At 60.7% G+C, this 12,625-nt stretch carries 10 protein-coding genes; 7 read left to right on the top strand and 3 right to left on the bottom strand.

The genetic code is table 11. The annotated features are described in order from the left end of the window. Positions 1 to 19: 19 nt before the first annotated feature. From HHL09_RS23785 to HHL09_RS23775, 3 genes are all read right to left on the bottom strand, one after another. The gene (locus tag HHL09_RS23785; RefSeq protein ID WP_169457162.1) at positions 20 to 1,210 is read right to left on the bottom strand and encodes a serine hydrolase domain-containing protein; all 1,191 of its coding nucleotides are present in this window, start codon (positions 1,208 to 1,210) and stop codon (positions 20 to 22) included. 77 nt (positions 1,211 to 1,287) lie between these two features. Then, complete coding sequence (locus tag HHL09_RS23780; RefSeq protein WP_169457161.1) at positions 1,288 to 2,892, bottom strand: sialate O-acetylesterase; 1,605 nt, start codon at positions 2,890 to 2,892, stop codon at positions 1,288 to 1,290. 45 nt (positions 2,893 to 2,937) lie between these two features. Further along, a complete protein-coding gene (locus HHL09_RS23775) occupies positions 2,938 to 3,396 on the bottom strand; it encodes a hypothetical protein (protein ID WP_169457160.1) in 459 nt (152 codons plus the stop codon). Positions 3,397 to 3,575: 179 nt separating this feature from the next. Here HHL09_RS23775 and HHL09_RS23770 point away from each other — a divergent pair, with 179 nt between their 5' ends. The 7 genes from HHL09_RS23770 to HHL09_RS23740 all read left to right on the top strand — a co-directional run bounded on the left by HHL09_RS23770 (position 3,576) and on the right by HHL09_RS23740 (position 12,611). Then, positions 3,576 to 5,876, top strand: a complete 2,301-nt coding sequence (locus HHL09_RS23770) for a DUF7133 domain-containing protein (protein ID WP_169457159.1) — start codon at positions 3,576 to 3,578, stop codon at positions 5,874 to 5,876. A 131-nt stretch (positions 5,877 to 6,007) separates the two neighbouring features. Further along, a complete protein-coding gene (locus tag HHL09_RS23765) occupies positions 6,008 to 7,999 on the top strand; it encodes an alpha amylase C-terminal domain-containing protein (protein WP_169457158.1) in 1,992 nt (663 codons plus the stop codon). A 354-nt stretch (positions 8,000 to 8,353) separates the two neighbouring features. After that, the gene (locus tag HHL09_RS23760; RefSeq protein ID WP_169457157.1) at positions 8,354 to 9,127 is read left to right on the top strand and encodes an SDR family oxidoreductase; all 774 of its coding nucleotides are present in this window, start codon (positions 8,354 to 8,356) and stop codon (positions 9,125 to 9,127) included. Between the two features lie 33 nt (positions 9,128 to 9,160). Beyond that, complete coding sequence (locus HHL09_RS23755) at positions 9,161 to 9,580, top strand: cupin domain-containing protein (RefSeq protein ID WP_169457156.1); 420 nt, start codon at positions 9,161 to 9,163, stop codon at positions 9,578 to 9,580. 20 nt (positions 9,581 to 9,600) lie between these two features. Next, complete coding sequence (locus tag HHL09_RS23750) at positions 9,601 to 10,017, top strand: DoxX family protein (RefSeq protein ID WP_169457155.1); 417 nt, start codon at positions 9,601 to 9,603, stop codon at positions 10,015 to 10,017. 111 nt (positions 10,018 to 10,128) lie between these two features. Beyond that, a complete protein-coding gene (locus HHL09_RS23745) occupies positions 10,129 to 10,995 on the top strand; it encodes an RNA polymerase sigma-70 factor (RefSeq protein ID WP_169457154.1) in 867 nt (288 codons plus the stop codon). Positions 10,996 to 11,210: 215 nt separating this feature from the next. After that, positions 11,211 to 12,611 (top strand): efflux transporter outer membrane subunit, encoded by a 1,401-nt coding sequence (locus tag HHL09_RS23740; protein ID WP_169457153.1) that lies wholly within the window; start codon positions 11,211 to 11,213, stop codon positions 12,609 to 12,611. Positions 12,612 to 12,625 lie beyond the last annotated feature (14 nt).

The following is a 12,625-nucleotide window of genomic DNA, read 5'->3' as shown; positions in this document are numbered from 1 at the left end:
GGAATTCGCGTTTCAAGCGCTACTGCGCCTTCTTCGCGTAGACCTCGCGTGCCACCTCAAGGAAGCGGTCCCGCGCGGTCCATTGATCCCCGCTGGTGCACTGCACCATGAAAATAGCGATGAGACCTGACTTCGGATCCACCGAAAGATCGGTGCCGTAGGCTCCATCGTGACCGAACATTCCATTCCGTAGGTGATAGCCAAGGCTGTAGTTCACCTTGGTCTTTCCGGTCTGCTCTTTCCGCAACTCGTCCATGGCCGCGGGCGAGAGGTAACGCTTGCCCTCCAGTTCGCCATTGTTCGCGAGCATTGTGCCGTAGCGCAGGATATCATGTACCGTGGAGAACAAGCCGCCACCTGCTTCCGGGAAGCGATGGACGCGGTCGTTATACGGCTTCTTCAGGAAAGTGATATCGCCTTTGGCATAGCCGCTCTTGTCCTTGTTCGGACCATACGCGCCGGCCAAGCGTGCGATCTGTGCCTCACTCGGCCAGAAAGTGGTCTCCTTCATGCCCAGTGGATCGAAGAAGCGCTGCTGCAGGAAGTCCTCATAGCTCATCCCGCTGACGATCTCAACGACCCGCGCGGCCAGGTTCATGCCCTGATTGCCGTATTGATACTTCTCGCCCGGTTGCCATTGCAGCGGCCCCGTCACCGAACTCAGAGCACGGGCTTGGAGCGATGCGCCATCGGCGGCGACTTCCTGCTGGAATTCGGAGAGGCCGGTGAGGCCACTCGTATGGCTCAGCAAATGACGGATCGTCACAGGGCGCTCCAGAGGCTTGAGTAAAATGTGATCCGCGTCTTTCTCCGCGGTCACCATCCACTTGCCAAGCTGCGGGATGAACTTCGTCACAGGATCATCGAGGCTCACCTTGCCCTCGTCGGAAAGCATCATGATTGAAGCTCCCGCAAACATCTTCGTCATGGAGGCAACCCAAAAGACATTGTCCTCGCTGATCGGCTTCTTTGCCTCCACATCCGCGTAGCCGATCAAATTCCGGTAGCGCACCGTGCCATCCCGGTCGGCCATGATGCCGATGATGCCTGCGATCTTGTGCTGATCCACCCATGGCTTCATCGCTTCCGTTACCTCCGAGCTGGCCGGAGTCTGGGAATCGGCTGCAGAGACACCGGCGATCGGACAAAGGGATAGGGCTGCAAGCAGCCCCCCGAGGAGGATTGGAGAGTTTCGGAGAAAAATTTTCATGTCGATGAGTCGTCGACACCGATACTCGAAGGTGCGGCCGGTCCCTACACGATATCCCGCGTATGACAATCTGCGGCCTAGGGTTTCACACCCTGTTTCGCCAGCCAAACGCTGGCCGCCTCCGGCCAGGCCTTCGCTTCACCGGTGCACCGCAGCGCGTAGCCATGGCCGCCGTTGGCATAAAGGAGGAATTCATGCGGCTTTTTCGCCGCCACCAGAGCCTCGTGGTAGATCTTGGAGCCCGTGATGAAACTGCTGTCGTCTTCATTGTGAACGATCAGCGTCGGCGGAATTTCCGCCTTCAGATCCAAATCCGGTGAAACGCCACCCTGCTTGTCGTCGAGGTATGCAGGATAAATCAGCATCGCAAAATCCGGACGACAATTTTGTCCATCCACCTCATCGACCCGCTCATAAGCGGGCTCTCCAAACCGCGTGCTTGCCCAGGCTGCCAGATGACCGCCCGCGGAGAATCCCATCACGCCAACCCTTGCCGGATCGATTCTCCATTCCGCCGCTTTCGCCCGGGTCAGCCTGAGGGCTCGCTGGAGGTCCTGCAGCGCTCCCATGTGGTTGTTCGGCACGCGATACTTGAGCACCAGCGCGGTAATTCCCTTCGAGTTCAGCCAAGATGCGACCTCGCTGCCTTCCTTGTCCAGGACCACGTAGCCATAGCCGCCACCGGGGCAAACGATCACTGCCGGTGCTTTCTGCTCCCCCGGTGCTTGGAACAAGGTCAGCGTCGGACGGCTGACATTGGTGATGCGGATCGCATCCGTGCGCTCCGGAGAGCGCGGTCCTTCCGGCTCACGGCTTCCCTTGCCCGGCATTTTTCCTTCTCGCCAGAGCTCGCAGGACGTCCCTATCACCTTGGATTGCAAGTCCGTCATCGCCCGGGCAAAACGCTGCCCAAACTCTCTCTCCGCCGCGGTACTGAAATGCAGTTGGTCGCCCTTGTGTTCCAAGCCCGCCGAATCCGCATATCCAATCCTTGGCAGCATCTCTGGCATATGCCGGATCGCAGCGCGGACCGTTTCGGCATGGGCGAAGCGGGCCGGCTGCTGCAAAAGGAACTCACCCAATTGCCCGACCACGATCGGCAGATCCGGCGACCCGAGATCGGCACGCAGATCCTTGAACATGCCAGTAAGGCGAGCCTCATAGCTCGCGGCATTCTTCTCATCCTCCGTGTCTGATTCACCCTGAAGCCAAAGCACCCCACGGATCACGCCGTCCTTTGCCGATGCTTTTGCCCGTGCGAGAGCCTTCTCATAGAGGTCGCCGCCCTTTACCCAGCGCTTCAACGGCGAGCCGCCCACCGCACAAGGCACCAGGCCGATGCTCCGCTCCGGACTTGCCTTGAGCATTTCGAGTGCGAAGGAAATACCCGGCCCCACTCCGGGCTCGATACGGCTATCTTTCATGTGGATCGGATCCCGGGCGATGCGCCATGCACCTTCGCCATCCATGGCCAAGACCCGAGGTTCATCCACCTGCCCGGAAAGTCCTCGGGTGTCCCGACCCACCATATTCGACTGCCCCATCAGCAGATAGATGTCGAAAGACTCCTTCTCCGGTGGCTTGGCCAATGCGGATTCAGCGCCCGAAGGCGTATTGATGCCGAAGAATAAGAGAACGAGGACAACAAGGCGATGCATGGCCATCGGCTCTATCGAAGCCATGCTTCAGAGACTTGCCAATCCCTCATGTGAAGGAGGCTGACGGACTCATTCCTCCGCTTTTTCTCCGGCCTCTTCGATCTTTTCTCCAGCCCGCTTCAGGAAGTTCCCCGTGGCATCGGCGGCTTTGCGCAGCCCTGTCTCCGTCTTCTCGCGTGCGGTGCGGATCCCTTCCTTGGTCCGTTCTTCGGTAATGATGGCAGCCTCCTGCGTCTTCTCACCCGCGGTCTGAAGACCTTCCCCGGTTTTCTGCAGCGCGTGGTCCAGATGCTCGCCCGGCGTGCGGGACGCCGCAGGATCCGGCAATTCGGGCGCTTCTTCTCCATCCACGTCGACCACCTCATCCTCATCCACCGGAAGGGCAACAGGCGGCTCCTCGCTCACCACCACTTCTCCCGGAGTTATAGCATTCTCCGGAACGGCCACGGCTTTCGGGGGCTTACTGTTTTCACGGTCACAGGAAGCCACGGTCATGACGAGGGGGATGAGCAAGATGGACGATCTCATAACTCCCCACGCTAGGCCCGCTCCCGAAGGATTTCAAGGAGGCTGGTCAGGCGAAAAGTCGACGGCTGGAAGGCAAAAGATCCGGCCCTGCCAAGCTTCGTTTTTCTGTCATACAAATTTTGACTTTTTGGCTCTACCAAGGAAACTTTGCCGTCACCGCCACCGTAACGAGGAAACCCATGCGTCCGCACACCCTATTGGCTTTTGCCCTTGGTACCCTACCGCTTGTTGCCCAGCAGGGCGACAATAAGGAACACGAGAACATGGAGCCGGTGGTGCCGGAAAAGGAAATCCCGCCCTCTCCTGTCCTATCCGTCGCGGACGCCTTGAAGAGCTTCAAAATCGCCCCGGGCTTTGTGATCGAGCCGGTAGCTACCGAGCCTCTCGTCGAGAAGCCCGTCTGTTTGGACTTCGATCCCGCGGGCCGCATGTGGGTCTGCGAAATGCGCGGCTACATGCCGGACATCGATGGCATCGGCGAAAGCGAACCCCAAGGCCGCATCAGCGTGCTGGAGGATAGCGATGGGGATGGCAAGGTGGACAAGCAGACCATTTTCCTGGAAAAGATCATGCTTCCTCGCGCCGTGGTCGTTTATGGCGATGGCGTCCTCTACCTCGACGAGCATGGCCTCTATTGGCAGAAGCGCGATGGACTCAAAGCGGTGGGAGAGCCGGAAGCAGTGGACGCGAATTTCGCCCAAGGTGGCAACGTCGAGCACAAGCCGAACGGCCTGATGCCGAACTTGGACAACTACCTCTACCTCGCGAAATCCGACAAGCGCATCAAGCGCATGGGCGACAAGTGGGAAATCGAGCCCACCGCCTTCCGCGGCCAGTGGGGAATCTCCCGCGATGATTACGGTCGGCTCTACCACAATCACAATTCCACCTTCCTGTTTGGCGAAAGCCTGGTGCCGAATCTCCTCACTGCCAATCCTGCGGTGAAGCTGAGGTATAACGACAACCACGGCCTCGGCGACAACCGGACCTGGCCCATCCGCGTTACGCCGGGCGTAAATCGTGGCTACCTGACGAAAGAGCGTGGCTACAGCGAACAGACACTGGATCCGAAGACTCACAAGCTGATCAATTGCACTGCCGCCGCCGGCCTGACAGTATATCGCGGCACCAATTTCCCCAAGGATTGGTACGGCTCCGGATTCGTCACCGAATCCTCCGTCAACCTGCTGAAGGCCATCAAGATCACCGAGAAAAATGGCAAGCTAAGCGGCACCCATCCGCTGGGTGAAAAGGAATTCCTCGCCTCCACCGACGAGCGCTTCCGCCCGGTGAATGTCTACACCGCTCCGGATGGCTCCCTCTACCTGTTGGACATGTATCATGGCATCATCCAGCACAAGACCTTCCAGACCACCTACCTGCGGAACCAGCACCTCTCCCGCGGCCTCGACAAGCCGGGCAATGGCCACGGCCGCATCTACCGCATTCGCAGTACTTCAGGCAAATTGGAGCCGAAGGTGGACATCGGCGCACTACAGGGCCTCGACCTGGTGAAGATGCTGATGCACCCGAATTCCTGGCACCGCGAAACCGCGCAACGCGTGCTGGTGGAGCGGAAGGATCCGCAGACCATTCCACTGCTGGCAAAGCTGGCCGCCAACGGCGCTCCTGTCGCACGCATCCATGCCATCTGGACCTTGCAAGGGATGGGCGAGCTGAAAGCGGAGAACCTCGTTCCCGCACTGAAGGACAGGGATCCCAAAGTCCAAGCCTCCGCCCTGTGGGCCAGCACCACGCTGCAACCGGGAGAGCTTTCCAAACTCGGCGCAGGACTGGTCTCGCTGAAGCCTGCTGAGAAGGAAGATGCCCCTTACCTTGCCCGTGTCTTGGGCACGGTGGGCACTGCGGATTCCTTGGGAGCTTTGGCGAAGCTACTGAAGAGCGAGCCGAAGGTGCGCTTTATCAAGGAAGCCGCGATTTCCGGCCTTCACGGACATGAAGCCGAGTTCAAGCCTCTGGTGGAATCGGGCGACGAGGAACTCCTCGCTTGGCTCGACCAAGGCGAAAACAACGTCGGCGGCACGACGCAGGGGCCTTCCCTGGAGGGTGAGGAGCTTGCCTCATGGAACCGGGGCAAGGCTCTTTATGCGGGCGAAGCCGCTTGCTTCAGCTGCCACGGCCCGGACGGCAGCGGCGTCCAGCAACTCGGCCCCCCCCTTGACGGCTCGGAGTGGGTCACCGGCAAGCCCGAAACGCTGATCAACATCATGCTTCACGGCCTCACCGGACCGATCACCGTGGCAGGGGAAAAATACACTCCCTCCACTGACATGCCGGCCTTGGGCATCAATCCCATGTTCACCGACCAGAAGCTCGCGGACATCGCCACCTATGTCCGCAACGAATGGTCAAACAAGGCCAGCGTGGTGACGCCCTCCGTGCCCGCCACGCAGCGCGCGGCCACGAAGGATCGCAGCGGTCGTCCATGGACCGAGGAAGAGCTGAAGAAAGCGAATTGAGCGGATGGGAAAGGGGCGAGCCTCCCGACCTCTTTCTCCCCGATTCTCAAATCCTTCGTCGAAAATCCCGCATTCGTCATTCTCCGCCTTCCCCCTTCCCACTGGCACGATCCTCGCTCATGCTGGGGCCGATGAGCGATATGCCGCAACTCCTCCGCGATGACCCATGGCTGGAACCCCACGCCGAGGTCATCAAGAGGAGGCTGGCCCGTTATCGGGGCACCTTGGCCGATATCGAGGGTCGAGCCGGGAGCCTCAGCGCCTATGCCAATGGCCACCGCCTCACTGGCATCCACAAGCAACCGGATGGCCACTGGATGGTCCGCGAATGGCTGCCAAAGGCAAAAGCGGTCTCGCTCGTCGGGGATTTCAATTTCTGGGACCGCGGTGCCCATCCCCTCGCCCCGGCTCGCGGGGGCGTCTGGCAGCTCCGCCTCCCCCCGGGCAGCCTTGCTCATGGCCAAAAGGTGAAGCTCCACATCACCGGGGCCGATGGCACGCAGAGGGACCGCATTCCCGCCTGCATATTCAGGGCCGTGCAGGATCCGCAGAGCCATGATTTCTCCGGCCAGATCTGGGAACCGGAGCGGCCCTACGTGTGGCGGAACAGCTTTGATCCCGCCTCGGTCAAGACCCCCTTCATCTATGAGGCCCACGTGGGCATGTCTGGCGAAGAAGGCCGCGTGCACTCTTACCGCGAATTCGCGAATGCCACCCTGCCCCGCATTGCTGCCGCGGGCTACAATGTGGTGCAGCTCATGGCCGTACAGGAGCATCCCTACTATGGCTCCTTCGGCTATCACGTCTCCTCTTTCTTCGCTCCCTCCTCCCGTTTCGGCACGCCGGAAGACCTCAAGTATCTCGTCGATACCGCTCACGGCCTCGGCATCGCGGTGCTGCTGGACATCGTCCACTCGCATGCAGTGAAGAATTACGCGGAAGGGATCAATGACCTCGATGGATCGGGGAATCTCTACTTCCATGGCGATGAGCGGGGCGATCATCCGCAATGGGACTCGAAGGTCTTTGACTACGGTCGGCCGGAGGTCCGCCAGTTCCTGCTTTCAAATGTCCGCCACTGGATCGAGGAGTTCCGCTTCGATGGCTTCCGCTTCGATGGCGTGACCTCCATGCTCTATTGGCATCGCGGAGCCACCTCATTCGACAATTACGCCAGCTACTTCGGCCCGGAGGCCGATGACGATGCGATTCTCTATCTCCAGCTCGCCACCACCTTGGCACGACAGTTGAAACCCGGCGCGATCCTGGTGGCCGAGGACATGTCCGGTCTACCCGGACTCTGCCGGCCCGTGAATGAGGGTGGTGTCGGATTTACCCATCGGCTCGCCATGGGCATCCCCGATTTCTGGATCAAGCTGCTCAAACACACTCGCGATGAGGACTGGGACATCGGTGAGATCTGGGGCACTCTCTCCAACCGTCGCCTTGGCGAGGCGAACATCGCCTATGCGGAAAGCCATGACCAGGCGCTGGTGGGCGACAAGACCCTGGCCTTCTGGCTCATGGACCAGAACATGTACTGGCACATGGGGAAGGATGATCCGCACCCGATCATCGAGCGCGGCATTGCCCTGCACAAGATCATCCGCCTCATCACCTTTGCCCTCGGTGGCGAGGGCTGGCTGAATTTCATGGGCAACGAATTCGGCCACCCCGAATGGCTCGACTTCCCGCGGGAGGGCAATGCCTGGTCCTACCACTACTGCCGCCGCCAATGGTCGCTGGCCGACAATCCCGCGCTAAAATACGCCTACCTCGGAGCCTTCGATCGCGCGATGCTCGAAACCGGCAAGGCACACGGAGTGCCCGCCTGCCCGCCGGCGGAGCTGCTGAATTTGGATCTTGCGAACAAGGTGCTCTGTGTAAAGAGGGGCGACCTCGTCTTCGTCTTCAATCTTTCTACCGGTCAATCGATCCCGAACTACAAGTTTCCCGTGCCCGGAAAAGGAAAGTATCGTCTCGTGCTGGATACCGATGCCTCCTTCTTCGGAGGTCAGGATCGCGTTGATGCCTCGATCGACTATCACGTCGCGAAGGACGGCACTCTCTCCATCTACACTCCCGCACGCACCGCCATGGTCTTCGCTCCGGCGGAGCCGTGATGGTGGCGCAGCGCGACATCCGCGCCCTTTAATCCCGTCCCACGTCCCGGAGCAGTTGCTGGATCAAAGGTAGCGGCGCGCCTTGGCAGTCGCACTTGAGCGGCAAAAGCCGCACCGCGAGGTATTTTCCAAGAAGCGGCATCGCTCCAGGTTCCTTAGAGGTGGGATCGGGTGCCTCACCGGTTTCGCGGAATCAGCCGTTCCCGAAAATCGCCGGGAGAACAGTAGCCAAGAGGTGGCGTGAGCGGGTGGAGCGATAAAGGGGCCGGTCTTCCATTCCCCGTGAAAAAGAAATTCCTCTTTTTCTGCCACTCCGTGTCACACCCGGAACCCCAAAATCGTTCTCAACTTGTGATGAACACTCAATTGTCCTCCAAAATCGTCATCATCGGTGGCACCGGCCTTATCGGAACCAAGGTCGGCAAAATCCTCACCGCCCGGGGCTACCAAGTCATTGCGGCATCGCCCTCCCGCGGCATCAATGCCCTCACCGGTGAAGGCCTTGATGCCGCCCTCGCGGGAGCACGGATCGTCATCGACGTCTCGAATTCTCCCTCTTTCGAAAACGATCCCGTCATGGAGTTCTTCACCACCTCCGGGAAGAACCTCGCCGCTGCGGAAAAAGCCGCGGGAGTCCAGCATCATATCGCCCTCTCCGTCGTCGGCACCGACCGGCTTCAGACGAATGGCTACTTCCGGGCAAAGCTTGTTCAGGAAAACCTCATCAAGGAATCCGGTATTCCTTACACCATCATCCGCGCCACGCAATTCCATGAATTCGTGGACTCGATCGCATACGCCGCCACCGTCGACGGCCGTGTGCGACTTTCCCCGTCGCTCTTCCAACCGATCGCGGCCGATGACGTCGCCTCCGCCGTTGCAGAGGCTGCGGTGGCAGACCCGCTCAATGGCATTCGCGACATCGCAGGACCGGAAAAACTCAGTCTTTCCGGCCTGGTCCGCAAGCACCTCGCCGAAACCGGCGACACCCGCGAGGTGATCGACGATCCTTCAGCCGGCTATTTCGGTGCCCCGATCGATGACCAATCGCTCACCGCGGGCCCGGATGCATGGCTTGGATCGGTTCGTTTCGACGAATGGTTCCGCCAATCCGTCGCTACCAAGTGATTCGGATCCCTTCAATCCCAGACACACGTCCCTATGAAAACTACATTAACCGTGCTCATCTCCGCCCTCTCCCTGGCCCTCTATAGCGCCCCCGTCTCCGCCGAGGAAGAACCCGTCGCCATCACCGAGATCTTCAAGCGTGATCACCCCGATCAGGCGGACAAGGACATCCTCGTGAAGCGCATCGTTCTCCAGCCTGGGGCCTCCGCCCCGCCGCACGTGCATCCTGGCATGGTCACCGGCTACGTCCAAAGCGGCAGCTTGGAGTTTCAGTTAAAAGATGGCCCCCTGCTCAAGCTGAAGGCCGGTGATACCTTCTTCGAGCCCGCCGGAAGCCATCATATCCTGGCGAAGAGCACCGAGACCGAGAAGGAAACGATCATCATCGCCTTCGTCATCAATCCGAAGGGCGCGCCGCTTTCCACACCGCTCGACGGAAACGGCAAACACTAAGCCAAGCTGCTACCGCCCCGATGAAGAAGGACCTGCTACCGCCCCCTCTTGTTGCCTGGACCTTGCGGCTCGCCCTCGCCACCGCGTTCCTATCCGCCGTGGCAGACCGCTTCGGCCTCTGGGGACCGCCAGGTGGTAAGGACATCGCTTGGGGGGCGTGGCAGCCCTTCGTTGACTACACCGGTGTCCTGCTCGTCGCACTCCCGAAAGCCCTCATTCCGGCTGCGGCGATCATGGCTACGGTCGCGGAAGTGGTGCTCGGCCTCTGGCTGCTCACCGGCTGGAAAAGCCGGTGGGCCGCACTAGGCAGCACGGCATTGCTGCTCTCCTTCGCCATCGCCATGGTGCTTTCACTGGGCGTCAAGGCACCGCTGAACTACTCCGTCTTCAGCGCCATGGCCGCAGCGATGGCGCTCGCGACGCTTTCGGAAAGTTGAGGGTCTGATGTTGAGAATAGAGGGTCTGGATCTCGATCTGCTGCTCGCGCTCGCGTTCCAACTTTGCTCCTCCTCGGACTCTCGACTCTGAACTATCCTCTCAACCTACCCATGCTCGAGACCTTCAATAGCCACCGCCAGACCATCTTCGGGATCGCCTACCGGATGCTTGGCCGCGTCTCGGAGGCTCAGGACATGGTACAGGAAGTGTGGCTGCGCTGGCAGAAGCAAGACGAGGCCGCGATCACCTCGCCAAAGGCGTGGCTCGTATCCACCATGACCCGCCTCTGCATCGATCAATTGCGCTCCGCCCGCCGCGCGCGGGAGGACTACTACGGCATCTGGTTGCCGGAGCCGCTCATGGCCTCCAGCACTCCCGGTCCGGATGAAGCCGCGGAACTGGCCGATTCCCTGACGATGGCCTTCATGGTGATGCTGGAATCTCTGGAACCCTTGGAACGCGCCATCTTTCTACTCCGCGAGGTCTTCAGCTACGATTACCCGGACATCGCAGCCATCGTCGGCAAGAGCGAGGTGAACTGCCGCCAGATCGTCAGCCGCGCCAAAGCCCATCTCCGGGCGGAGAAGAAGGCGCCCCCGCCCCCAAGCGAACAGGCCCAGCGTCTCGTCGAGCAATTCCTCGCCGCCGCGGAAACCGGCGAAGTGAAGCAATTGCTCGCACTGCTCGCGGAGGACGCCGTCGTCTACAGCGATGGTGGAGGAAAGGTCCGCGCCGCAGGTCGCCCGATCATCAGCTCCGATCATGTGAGCCGCTTCTTCATCGGAATCTGGCCGCGGCTCCCCGCCGATACCGAATGGCACCCAGCGCTCATCAACGAGCGGAATGGATTCCTCATGCGCACCAAGGGCGAAGTCTACGGTGCCTGCTCGTTTGAGACCGAAGGCGATAAGATCCGGAACATCTATATGGTCCTGAATCCCGAAAAACTTCGCCACCTCGACCCGGGACCAAATTGAGCCGCATCGGAGTGGCGGCACCCTGCTCAGGCCCCTGAGCGGAGCATGAGGGCTACTTCTCCTTCCCCGCCGCGCTTCTTCCGCTTCTTTCAAACTTCGCGTCTTTTTGGGATAAAACCATATCCTCTCGGCACGCTCTCGCCGAAAGCTCCCCTCTTTGTGCGAAGTAGACTCCCTTCATGTTCCCTAAAGGTTCGGCGTGCCACGGTGCGCCCATGAAGATTTTCGCACGTCACGCGATCGTCGCGGTAGCTGCTGTTACCGTAGCGCTGGTGCCTGCCTGCACGGCACCGCAGCCAAAGACGACGTCCGTGACGCTCCCCGTTTCCTGGCGGAATGCCGCAGACTTCCCCACTGCCTCGCCGCAGAGCGATCTTTCGCGCTGGTGGAATCAATTTGGTGATGCCCGCATGAGCAGTCTGATCCGCGAGGCACTCGCCGGAAACAGGGACATCGCCTCAGCGATGTCTCGCGTGCGCCAAGCCAAAGCCCAGAGCAACGCCCAGCGCGCCTCGCTCTTTCCCACCGTGGACTACTCCGGTTCCCGCAGCACCAGCGCGCGCTACGATGACTGGACCCGCACAGGCTCCGGCACCGCCTACTCCGCCGGCCTCAGCGCTTCATGGGAACTCGATTTCTTCGGCAAGAACCGCGAGTCCGTACTCGCTTCCCAAGCCGATGTCGAAGCAGCGAAGGAAAACCTCTACTCGGCTCAGGCATCGCTCGCCTCCGAAGTCGCCCTTGCTTACCTGGATCTCCGCGCGCTGGAAGCCCGTCTCGAGACGGTCCACGAAAGCCTAAAAACGCGCGAGGAAACCACCCAGCTTGCCACATGGCGCGCACAGGCCGGTGAGATTGATACCCTCGAACTCCGTCAGGCCGAGTCCAGCCTCGAGTCCGCTCGCTCGCAGATCTCCTCGCTTGAGCAAAACATCGGACAATCCCGCAATCGCCTCGCGGAGCTCTGCGGAAAGAATCCCGGTGATGTCACGATCGGCAGCGGCGATGTCCCGTCACCGCAGCGTCGCCTCGCGATCGGCATCCCGGCGGATACCATCCGCCAGCGCCCGGATGTCCGCGCTGCGGGCTACAATTGGGTAGCCGCGATTTCCCGCACCAAATCGGCGGAGGCAGATCGCCTGCCGAGCCTGCGCCTGAGCGGATCCCTCGGGGTGGATACCCTTACTAGCTCGAAGCTCTTCAATCCCGAGTCCATGGCCAGCGGTATCGTCGCCGGCATCTCCGGCCCGATCTTCAATGCCGGTCGCATCCGCGCAAACATCGCTTCGCAAAGTGAGTCCGAGGAGCAGGCACTGCTTTCCTATGAATCCAGCATCATCACCGCACTCTCCGAAGTAGAAGACGCACTGATCGCATGCCGGAAGACGGAAGAGCGCATCGTCACCCTGGAGAGAGCCGCGGCTGCCTCGAGGGACGCCTCCCGGCTTGCGAGCCAGCGCTATCGCGCCGGCGTGATCGATATCATCAATGTCCTCGACACCCAGCGGAATGACCTGGCGATCAAGGAAACCCTCATCAACCTCCGCGCGGATCGCACCGCTGCCCACGTCCAGCTCTACAAGGCCCTCGGCGGCGGCTGGTCGGCCGAGTCCTGAACCGAACTTTCCCC

Origin of the sequence: Luteolibacter luteus (genome assembly GCF_012913485.1) — a bacterium.
Taxonomy (GTDB): Bacteria; Verrucomicrobiota; Verrucomicrobiia; order Verrucomicrobiales; family Akkermansiaceae; genus Haloferula; species Haloferula lutea.
The sequence above is the reverse complement of the archived record's forward strand: the minus strand, read 5'-3'. Positions and strand labels throughout refer to the sequence as shown.